Raw genomic sequence first — 10774 nt, forward strand, 5'->3', positions numbered from 1 at the left:
GCCCCGCCGCCATGCGTGCTGCTTGCTTAGCGGCGCAGTGCGTAAGGCGCCGGGTCCATGTCCGGCGTCTGGCCGGTGATCAGGCTGGCAAGCAGCTTGCCGGTCACCGGGCCCAACGTGAAGCCATGGTGCGCATGGCCAAACGCCATCCATAGCCCCTTGTGCCCCGGCGCGGGGCCGATCACCGGCCGCATGTCCGGCATGCAGGGCCGGCATCCCATCCACGGTTCCTGCTCCACGGCTGCCCCCAGCGGCAGCCATTGCCCCGCCAGTGCCCGCGTGCGTTGTATCTGGACGGGCGACGGCGGCGCATCGCGGTGGGCAAATTCAGCGCCGGTCGTCAGCCGCACGCCTCGCGTCATCGGCGTCACCACGAAGCCGCTATCGATGTCGGCCACCGGATGCGACAACGTCGCGCCTGCGTCCAGCCCAAAGTGCTGGTGATAGCCGCGCTTGACCGCCATGGGAATGCGGTAGCCCAACGGCCGCAAGATATCCAGCGACCACGGGCCCATCGCCACCACCACATCACGCGCCTCGATCCAGCCGGCGTCTGACTGCACCTGCCAACGCCCGTCCGCGGAAGCCTGAAGCGTGCGGGCATCGCCCCGCACCAGTTGCCCGCCACGTTGCTGGAACAGCGCCGCGTAGCCGCGCGTGACGGCGCCGGGGTCCGACACGTTGACCGGGTCCAGCCAATGCACCGCGCCCACGACACGGTCTGACAAGGATGGCTCCAGCGCCCTCAGCGATTGCCGGTCCAACACCCGGTAGTTCAAGGCATACGGCGCCAGCGCCTCAGCGTCGGCAACTGCCCGCGCCAGCCCGGCCTCGGTACGCGCGGCGTCAATCCACCCGTTACGGCGAAAGAGGGGCGTCAGATTCGCATCGTCTTTCAGCGCGTCGTGCTCGGCCACGCTGCGTTCGATAAGCGGCAACATCGCCTCGGCCGCATGCGCCAGCCGCGTTGGCGACGAATGCCACCAATAACGCAGCAGCCATGGCGCAATGCGTGGCAGAAAGCGCACGTGGTAGCTGACGTCGGGCGTGTTGTTGCGGGCATAGCGCCACAGGCTGCGCCAATCCCGGGGAAAGGCGTACGGAATCACGCTGGCCCGTTCGATCAGGCCCGCGTTGCCATAGCTGGTTTCTTCCCCCGGCCCCTTTCGGTCCAGCAGCACCACCGAACGGCCGCGCGCTAAAAGATGCAGGGCCGTACTGACGCCGACAATGCCCGCGCCCAGAACCACAACGTCTGTTTTCATGCGCCGAATTCTGCGCTTGCGCCCCATGTTCGGCAAGCGGCGCGCGGCGTAGAATCGCGCAGCTCGCCATCACGCCAACTTCGCGCAGCGTGGGCACACCATTGAAACAATTGGTATCATGCGCGTCGGCATGGCTGCGTTGACTGTATGCGCCAGGCTGTTTTGATTGCCGGACGCCGTTGTCCGGGCCGCTACTTTCAAGTCAGGTATGGACAGCTCTCCCCTTATTCCCGCCGCCCTTTCCGTGTCGCGCCACAGCGTTTTCATCTACACCGAGGAACAGCGCGGCAACCAGTTGGTTGAATCGCCGGTCATCGGCATGCTGTCGGATATTTCCGGTTCCGAAAAACTGCTGGTGGTGCAAGATCCGCACAGCGGCTTGAAGTTCATCTACCGCGTCGATCACGAAAGCAGCAACCTGGACGCCGCGGCGATCACCGAACACGAACCCGCGGCGTTCGACGGCAAGACGTCGGTGCAGATCAACGCCATGTCCTATCGTCTGGGCAGCGCCGAGAACGCGATGAAATTGCTGCGGGGCAAAACGCAATGGATCCAGGACAAGGGATCGGTGTTGTCGGTGTTGCTGCAAAACGCCGCCGCCCGCAAGACCCGTTTCGCCTCGGCGCGCATCGAGCGCGACCGCATGCGCAAGGTGCCGGCAGGCGTACCGATTGAATATCTGCCTACATAAATCGGATGGCGCCAGCCCGTGGCTCCTTATCCACAATTTCTGTGGATAAGGCTAACGCGCAAGCAAGATGGCCGGCCGTTTGAGGGATGCGCAACGGGCTGCGCAAAGTTTGATCAGGCACGGTTTCGGCGCCGCCCGGATGCCATCCGGCAAGTTTGCCGCGCCGCCGCAACGTCGTTGGTGATATTCTCCGCAAGCGCCACGATACGAAACGTATCCAGCCGGCCACGTGTCCGCGCAAACGGACTCTTTTTCAAAACCAGATAGCCACCGCATGTCAGCAGCCACCCGCGTGCTTGCCCTTGGATCGCGTCACGTGCGAACGCCGGCGCGTACCCCGCCGTGACCATCATCGTTGTCGACGATCACGGTGACTGGCGCGACACCATCGTCGAGACCATCCAGGACCTGGGACTGGACAAAGCCATCCTCACGGCCGGATCGCTTGCCGAACTGGACAAGCTGCTGCTGAACGTCACGCCCGGCATCCTCGTGCTGGACGCCATGCTGCCCGACGGCGACGCCTTCACCCGCATCGCGCATCTGCGCACCTGCTATCCGTCGATGGGCATCATCATGCTGACCGGCCGCCTGCTCAGCGAAGACAAGGTGTCCGGCCTGAGCCTGGGCGCCGACCATTACCTGACCAAGCCCGTCAACCTGGCCGAGCTGGGCGCGACCCTGGTGTCGTTGTCGCGGCGCCTGCGCGTGGTGCCCGCGACAGGCATGGACGACGCGGAATCCGATGCGTGGCGTTTCGATCCCTCGCGCCGCACGCTGGTCTCGCCCGAGCGCGTCTGCGTAGACATCACCGATACCGAAAGCCGCTTGATCGGCGCGCTGATCCAGGCCGCGCCGCTGCCGCTGTCACGCGGGCGGCTGGTCGAAGCGCTGGGCGCCAGCGTCGACGCTTACGACACCCACAGGCTGGACGCCCACATGCATCGCCTGCGCCGCAAGCTGCGCGCGCTGGCGGGCGGCGACATGGGCATCCGCACCGTGTACGGCGTAGGCTATGTCTGCACCACGCCCGTGCAGGTCGTGGGCAATTCCAAACCCTGAGCCGCTTCTTACTGATTTCATGACGCCTGCCTTCCGCCCCCGCCGTTCCGTCCTCTACATGCCCGGCGCCAACGCGCGCGCGCTGGACAAGGCTCGCAGCCTGGACGCCGACGCGCTGATTCTTGACCTGGAAGACGCCGTCGCGCCCGATACCAAGGCCCAGGCGCGCATGCAGGTGGCCGCGGCGCTGACGGCGGGCGGCTATGGCCGGCGCGAGTGCATCGTGCGCATCAACGCGCTGGACACGCCCTGGGGGCTGGACGATGTTGCCGCCATTGCGCAGGCCGGCGCTGACGCCGTGCTGCTGCCAAAGGTGCAATCCCCCGCGCAGTTGCAAGCCCTGGCCGACGCGCTGGATGCCGCCGGCGCGCCGCCGGATTTGCCCCTATGGGCCATGGCTGAGACGCCACTGGGCTTTCTGCGCCTGGACGCCATTGCAGGCGGCCACCCCAGGTTGGCCGCCATCGTGGTCGGCACGTCGGACCTGGTCAAGGACCTGCACGCGCGCCATACCCCCGGCCGGGAAGAAACATTGCTGGCGCGGTCAATGGCCGTCATGGCAGCGCGGGCCCATGGCCTTGCGGTGCTGGACGGTGTGCATCTGGACTTGCAGGACGACGCCGGTTACGCCGCCACCTGCCACCAGGGGCGCGACCAGGGGTTCGACGGCAAAACGCTGATTCATCCCAAGCAGATCGCGGCCGCCAACGCGGCCTTTGCCCCCACCGACGATGAACTGGCGCTTGCCCGCAAACGCCTGGACGCATGGCGCGCTGCCCAGGCCGAAGGCTTGGGCGTGGCCGTGGTGGACGGGGCGCTGGTTGAAAACCTGCACGCGCAAGAGGCCGAGCGCATTTTGGCGTTGGCCGCCGCTATCGCGGGCGCGTAGCGCGCTTCTGATGGCCGAAGCCGGCAGCCGGGCAATATGCCGCCGTTTTGCCCCAATAAACAGACCAAAACACGTCTGAAGCAGCCCAGGATCCCACTCGAATCCTGCTCACGACACGCCGCCGGCTGCGTCAAAACGCGCGGCCCGGTACAATAGCGCCCACGATTGGACGACGCCCCTTCCTTGGGGCGTGTCTTTTTTCTATTCGCGCCCGCTGTCCTGCCGCTGTTTGGTTATTGTCTTGCCGATGTTTTGTCGCTGCCTTGGGCCGCGGCGCCGGCCACCAGGCATTTGCGCGCGAACTCGCCCGGTTCCCTATTTTTGCGCCGCCCCTTGTGGCGGGAGCCACGCCGCGCGCTTGCCGCGCCACCCCCTGCCCCAAGATTCATGATCCGCTTCCAACAAGTTTCACTCATGCGCGGCGTCAAGCCCTTGCTCGACAAGGTCGACCTGCTCTTGAACCCCGGCGACAAAATCGGCCTGATCGGTGCCAACGGCGCCGGCAAATCCAGCCTGTTCGGCCTGTTGCGCGGCACGCTGCACGCCGACCAGGGCGACCTGGATTACCCCTCCAGCTGGCGCATGGCCTATGTGGCGCAGGAAACCCCCGCGCTGGACCGCCCCGCGATCGAATACGCGATTGACGGCGACGTCACCTTGCGCAAGCTGGAAGCCGAACTTGCCGCCTTGGAAGCCGAACCGGAAAGCGCCGAAAACGGCCTGCGCATGGGCGACATCTACGCCGCGCTGGCCGACGCCGACGCCTACACCGTGCACTCGCGCGCCGAACAACTGCTGACCGGCCTGGGCTTCACGCAAGAGCAGATGCACCTGCCGCTGACCAGCTTTTCCGGCGGCTGGCGCATGCGCCTGAACCTGGCACAAGCGCTGATGTGCCCGTCCGACCTGCTGCTGCTGGACGAGCCCACCAACCACTTGGACCTGGACGCCATCATCTGGCTGGAAGACTGGCTCAAGCGCTATGCCGGCACGCTGATCGTCATCTCGCACGATCGCGACTTCCTGGATGGCGTGGTCAACGTCATCGTCCATATCGACGAACGCAAGCTCCGCCGATACTCGGGCAACTATTCGTCGTTTGAACGCCAGCGCGCCGCGCAACTGGAACTGGCGCAAGGCATGATGGAAAAGCAGATGCGCCAACGCTCGCATCTGCAGTCCTTTATCGACCGCTTCAAGGCCCAGGCCAGCAAGGCGCGTCAGGCGCAAAGCCGCATCAAGGCGCTGGCGCGCATGGAAGAAATGGCGCCCTTGCGTGCCGCCGCCGAATTCTCGTTTGAATTCCGCGAGCCGCTGCGCGCGCCCAACCCCTTGCTGACCATGGACAAGGTCAGCGCGGGCTACCGCGTGGAATGCGAAGAGACGCAGGCCGTGTCCGACAAGATCATCGTGTCAGGCATCAACTTTTCGCTGCAAGCGGGGCAACGCATCGGCTTGCTGGGCATCAACGGCGCGGGCAAATCCACGTTCATCAAAACCATCGCGGGCGACCTGACCACGCTGGCTGGCGACACGCAATTCAACAAGGGCCTGTCGATCGGCTACTTTGCCCAGCACCAGGTCGAGATGCTGCGCCACGACGAATCGCCGTTGTGGCACATGACAAAGCTGGCGCCCACCGTGCGCGAACAGGAATTGCGCAATTTCCTGGGCAGCTTCAACTTCAACGGCAACATGGCCACCAGCTCGATCGCGCCGTTCTCCGGCGGCGAAAAGGCGCGCCTGGCATTGGCGCTGATTGTCTGGCAGCGCCCCAACCTCTTGCTGCTTGACGAGCCCACCAACCACCTGGACCTGGAAACGCGTGAAGCGCTGACCACCGCGCTGGCGCAATTCGAAGGCACCTTGATGCTGGTCTCGCACGACCGCCACCTGCTGCGCGCCACCACCGACGAGTTCATCATCGTGGCCGACGGCGCCGTGCGACCGTTTGACGGCGACCTGGACGACTACAAGGATTGGCTCTACAAAACCAAACTGGCCGCCAAAGCCGCCTGATCGCGATACAATCCCGCGAATTGCCCGCACGCGTCCTTGATGCGTCGTTTGCGAGGCGGCCTTCAACCACGTCCCGCTGTCCGCGGGACGCGTTTTTTCAGCGCTCGTAGATGACGATCAAAGACCAACTATTTCTCGCCAGCCAGTATCTTGCGCCCCATCACCTGGTGTCGCGCTTCTTTGGATACGCCTCAGACTGCCAGGAACCCGCGGTCAAGAACTGGATGATTTCGCGCTTTGTCCGCAAGTACGGCGTGGATATGCGCGAAGCGCTGCAAGAAGACCCGTTGGCCTACGACTGCTTCAATGATTTCTTCACGCGCGCGTTGAAAGACGACGCACGCCCGCTGGACGACGAACCGGGCTCGGTGCTCTGTCCGGCCGACGGCGCGATCAGCCAGTTGGGCGCCATCGAACAAGGCCGCATCTTCCAGGCCAAGGGCCACAGCTACGGGCTGGTGGATCTGCTGGGCGGCGACGTAGAACGCGCCGCGCCGTTCCAGGGTGGCGAATTTGCCACGGTCTACCTATCGCCCAAGGACTATCACCGCGTGCACATGCCGGTGGCCGGCACGCTGCGCGAAATGATCCACGTGCCGGGCCGCTTGTTCTCGGTCAACCCGCTGACCGCGCGCAACGTGCCGCGCCTGTTCGCGCGCAACGAACGCGTGGTCTGCATTTTTGATACCGAGCATGGGCCGATGGCGCTGGTGCTGGTGGGCGCGATGATCGTAGCGTCGATCGAAACCGTGTGGGCCGGCCTGGTCACGCCCTACAAGCGCCGTGTCAAAGCGGTGCGCTATGACGCCGCCGCGCGCGCGCCGATCCATCTGGAAAAAGGCGCCGAAATGGGCCGGTTCAAGCTGGGTTCGACCGCCATCGTGTTGTTCGGCCCGGACCAGATCCGTTGGGCCGACACGCCGTCGGTGCTGGGTCCGGTGCGCATGGGTGAATTGCTGGCCCTGCCCAAGCATCGTTGAATGGGCTGACCCCAGGCGGGTATTTCAACAAAAGCGAATAAGCTCGTCGCGTTTTATTCGCTTTTCGCGGTCAGACCGCGTCGGTAGATTACGGACTTTTCCAGGTCCAGTCTTTTTTCCGACGCCCTCTGCCATGACGACATCCACGCTGAACACGACGCCTGCCGACACCTCGGCGGGCAACGCAGCCACGACCTCGGCCGCTCCGCCCGCCCCATCGGCGGCTACTGCCGCACAGCCGCTGCCGCGCGCGCTGGCCCGAATGCTGTCGTTGGACGATTTTGAAGACGCTGCGCGCCGACGCCTGCCCCGCCCCATCTTCGGCTACGTGGCGGGCGCGGCGGAAGACAACCAATCCCTGCAAGACAACCGACGGGCATTCGCGCAATACGGCTTTGCGCCGCGTGTGTTGGTCGACGTGTCGCAACGCACGCAGCGCACCGAGCTTTTCGGGCGCGGCTACGCGTCTCCTTTTGGTATTGCGCCGATGGGCATCAGCGCGTTGTCGGCCTATCGCGGCGACGTGGTGCTGGCCCGCGCCGCGCGCGATGCGGGCATTCCGGCCATCCTTAGCGGCACCTCGCTGATCCCCTTGGAAGAGGTCATCCAGCAAGCGCCGGGCACCTGGTTCCAGGCCTATCTTCCCGGTGATCCGGCCAAGATCGACGCGCTGGTCGAACGCGCCCGGCGGGCCGGCTACGAGACCTTGGTGCTGACCGTGGACATTCCGGTGTCCGCCAATCGCGAGAACAATGTCCGCACCGGTTTCTCTACGCCGCTCAAGCCCAGCCTGCGATTGGTGTGGGACGGCCTGACCCGGCCGCGCTGGCTGGCGGGCACGTTCCTGCGCACGCTGATGGCGCACGGCATGCCGCACTTTGAAAACTCGTTCGCCACGCGCGGCGCGCCGATCGTATCCGCGTCGGTGTTGCGCGACTTTACCGCGCGCGATCACCTCAGCTGGCAACACGTGGCGCGCATCCGTCGGCAATGGCCGGGCACCTTGATTATCAAGGGCATCCTGCATCCGCAAGACGCCGCGCTGGCCCGGCAACATGGCGTGGACGGCGTGATCGTGTCCAACCATGGCGGACGCCAGCTGGATGGCGCGATCTCGCCGCTGCGCGCGCTGCCCGGCGTGGTGGATGCCGCGGGTGGCATGACCGTGATGATGGACAGCGGCGTGCGGCGCGGCGGCGATGTGCTCAAGGCCCTGGCGTTGGGCGCGCGTTTTGTCTTCGTTGGCCGGCCATTCAATTACGCGGCGGCCGTGGGCGGCCAGGCCGGTGTTGCCCATGCCATCAATCTTTTGCATGCCGAGGTGGACCGCAACATGGCGATGCTGGGCATCAATACCGTGCAGGAGATGAACGCGGGCTTGCTGTGGCGCGATGGCGCGGTCGCCCCCGCGTCTTAAGCGCGCGGCCCGGCATAGAATGGCGTTTCCCTTGCCCGCCCCACGCCCGCCGTGTCCCTACGCCAATCCTCGTTCTTCCTGCGCTTTCTGACCCTGGGCGCCCTGGCCCACGTCTATGTGGGCGCACGCCTGATTCCCGACGCGCAACTGGCCGCAGCCGGCGCCACCGCTGCCATTATCGGCTTGCTGCTGTCATGCATCCTGATTCCGCTGGGCATGCTGGCCCGCTCTTCCATCAACCCGCCCTGGGGCGACCGCATTGCGTGGGTCGGCCTCTTGGCGATGGGGCTGTTTTCGTCCCTGTTCGTGCTGACCGTCATTCGCGACGCAGCGTTGCTGGTCACCTGGGGCGTGGCGTGGCTGGCCAACGCCGACCTGCCCTGGCCCGACGTGCGGCGCTACAGTGCGTGGGGGGTGGCCGGGCTGGCGTTGGCGGGCACGCTTGTCGGCTTCTACAACGCCCGCAGCCGGGCGCGCGTCGTCGATGTTGACGTGCCGATCGAGGGGCTGCCGCAAGACCTGGACGGTTTCACGATCGTACAGATCAGCGATGTGCATGTCGGGCCAACGATCAAGAAACGCTACGTGCAGGCCATCGTGGATGGCGTCAACGAATTGCTGCCCGACATGGTCGCCATCACTGGCGATGTTGTCGATGGCAGCGTCGAGCATCTGTCCGACCAGGCCAGCCCGCTAGGAACCTTGCGCTCCCCTTACGGCGTATACCTGGTGACCGGAAACCATGAATATTATTCAGGCGCCACGGCCTGGATTGCCGAATTCCGCCGCATGGGCTTGCGCGTGTTGTTGAATGAGCATGCCGTCATTCACCCGTCGGGCCTGCCCGTGGTGGTGGCCGGCGTGACGGATTACAGCGCGGGCGCATTCGATCCGCAGCAGCGCAGCAACCCCAAGGCCGCGCTGGCCGGCGCGCCGCCCGATGCCTGCGCCCGTATCCTGCTGGCGCATCAACCGCGCAGCGCGGCGGCCGCGCAGCCGCTGGGCTATCACTTGCAGTTGTCCGGCCATACCCATGGCGGCCAGTTCTTTCCGTGGGGTTTTTTCGTGCGCTTTCAACAGCCCTACACCGCCGGCCTGCATCGCCTGGGCAAGATGTGGGTGTACACCAGCCGTGGCACGGGGTATTGGGGCCCGCCCAAGCGGCTGGGCGCGCCGTCCGAAATCACGCGGCTGCGGCTGCGCGTGGCGCGGTCCGCGTAGCTGGCCTTCGCCGTCAATCTCCGCCGTCAGATTCGGCCTTCTGGTTCGGCCTTCTGGTTCGGCCTTCTGGTTCGGCCTTCTGGTTCGGCCTTCTGGTTCGGCGTTCAGGTTCGGTCGTCACGTCCGGTCATCACGTTCGGCCGATCCGCCGGTCCACCCGCGTGCGGCAAACCCGCCCTCCACGCCCTGCCCGCCTAGTCCGCCACATCCGGCGCGTTGTCGGGCAGCGGCCCGCGTTCCAGATAGCTGGTCAGTGCGATATCGCTGGTGGTGTTGGTAATGCCGTCAATCTGATGGATGCGCGCCAGCAACAGCTCTAGCGCCTGCGTATCGCGTACGCGCACCTTGAGCAGCATGGCGCTCTTGCCGGTAATGGTGTGGATTTCTTCCACCTCGGTGAGCTCCGCCAGGCCCAGCACCTGTTGCGTGATGCTCCAGTTGGCGGTGTCTACATGCACGAAGGCCAACAGCGGCCGGCCAATACGCGCGCCGTCCAGTCGTGCCGCGATGCCCTTGATCAACCCGTCGCGCTTCAAGCGCTTGACGCGTTCGTGCACGGCCGGGGCGGAAAGATTCAATAATTTTCCCAGTTCGGCGTAACTGGGGGTAGCGTCGCCAGCCAGCAGCGTTAATAGTTTTCGGTCGCGATCGTCTAGGTCTGGCATCGGAATCAAGTTCTGCCTTACGGCATTCGAACTTTTATGGAATAAGGAAATATCGGCGTAAACCCTTATTTTATTCCAATAAAATTCGGCGCATGCAAAATCCTGGCAATCAAACCTCGAAGCAGGCGTCGTCCGTACCCGCGCTGATGTTCGCCGTCAGCGTGGTCGGGTCCAACGGCCTGGCGCTCAGTCCGATACTGACCGATGTGGCGCAGTCCTTTTCGACCTCGGCGTTAACCATCAGCACCGCCATCTCGGCCTACGGCGCGGCCACTGCCGCCAGCGCCTTTTTTCTGGCGGGCCGCATCGACCGCATCGGCATCCGCCGTTCGCTGCTGGGCGCGATGCTGGTGTTGATCGCCGCGCTGCTGCTGTCCGCCACGGCGCCGCACTGGCTGGTGTTGACCGCCGCGCAAGCCTTGGCCGGCGCCGCCGCCGGGGTGATTCTGCCCGCGGCCTACGGGTCGGCGTCCATGGTGGCGCCCGCGGGCCGGGAGGCTCGCACCTTGGGGCGCGTGATTGCGGGATGGTCGGTGTCGCTGGTGGCCGGGGCGCCCTTGTC

At 65.2% G+C, this 10774-nt stretch carries 10 protein-coding genes; 8 read left to right on the top strand and 2 right to left on the bottom strand.

Annotated features, from left to right (window positions below):
* Positions 1-26: 26 nt before the first annotated feature.
* Positions 27-1265, bottom strand: a complete 1239-nt coding sequence (locus ACNPP0_RS24965; RefSeq protein ID WP_448707300.1) for an NAD(P)/FAD-dependent oxidoreductase — start codon at positions 1263-1265, stop codon at positions 27-29.
* A 208-nt stretch (positions 1266-1473) separates the two neighbouring features.
* Here ACNPP0_RS24965 and ACNPP0_RS24970 point away from each other — a divergent pair, with 208 nt between their 5' ends.
* The 7 genes from ACNPP0_RS24970 to ACNPP0_RS25000 all read left to right on the top strand — a co-directional run bounded on the left by ACNPP0_RS24970 (position 1474) and on the right by ACNPP0_RS25000 (position 9547).
* Positions 1474-1959, top strand: coding sequence for a hypothetical protein (locus ACNPP0_RS24970; RefSeq protein ID WP_332608106.1), 486 nt, complete (start codon positions 1474-1476; stop codon positions 1957-1959).
* A 342-nt stretch (positions 1960-2301) separates the two neighbouring features.
* Positions 2302-3021: a response regulator transcription factor gene (locus tag ACNPP0_RS24975; protein ID WP_332608105.1), complete on the top strand. Its 720-nt coding sequence runs from the start codon at positions 2302-2304 to the stop codon at positions 3019-3021.
* Positions 3022-3040: 19 nt separating this feature from the next.
* Positions 3041-3910, top strand: a complete 870-nt coding sequence (locus ACNPP0_RS24980) for an HpcH/HpaI aldolase/citrate lyase family protein (protein ID WP_448707301.1) — start codon at positions 3041-3043, stop codon at positions 3908-3910.
* A 387-nt stretch (positions 3911-4297) separates the two neighbouring features.
* Entirely contained in the window at positions 4298-5929 is a 1632-nt protein-coding gene (locus ACNPP0_RS24985; protein WP_448707302.1) for an ATP-binding cassette domain-containing protein, read from the top strand.
* A gap of 110 nt (positions 5930-6039) precedes the next feature.
* On the top strand, positions 6040-6909 hold the full coding sequence (asd, locus tag ACNPP0_RS24990) for an archaetidylserine decarboxylase (RefSeq protein WP_448707303.1): 870 nt from the start codon (positions 6040-6042) through the stop codon (positions 6907-6909).
* A gap of 262 nt (positions 6910-7171) precedes the next feature.
* Positions 7172-8326, top strand: a complete 1155-nt coding sequence (locus ACNPP0_RS24995) for an alpha-hydroxy acid oxidase (RefSeq protein ID WP_448707306.1) — start codon at positions 7172-7174, stop codon at positions 8324-8326.
* A 51-nt stretch (positions 8327-8377) separates the two neighbouring features.
* The gene (locus ACNPP0_RS25000) at positions 8378-9547 is read left to right on the top strand and encodes a metallophosphoesterase (RefSeq protein WP_448707304.1); all 1170 of its coding nucleotides are present in this window, start codon (positions 8378-8380) and stop codon (positions 9545-9547) included.
* 194 nt (positions 9548-9741) lie between these two features.
* On the opposite strand, the gene ACNPP0_RS25005 is transcribed toward ACNPP0_RS25000, so the two are convergent.
* On the bottom strand, positions 9742-10212 hold the full coding sequence (locus tag ACNPP0_RS25005) for an Lrp/AsnC family transcriptional regulator (protein ID WP_332608102.1): 471 nt from the start codon (positions 10210-10212) through the stop codon (positions 9742-9744).
* Positions 10213-10304: 92 nt separating this feature from the next.
* Between ACNPP0_RS25005 and ACNPP0_RS25010 the strand changes: the two genes are divergently transcribed.
* A partial coding sequence (locus ACNPP0_RS25010; protein WP_448707305.1) for an MFS transporter occupies positions 10305-10774 on the top strand: 470 nt, incomplete at its 3' end.

The organism is Achromobacter semiaridum, assembly GCF_053543755.1.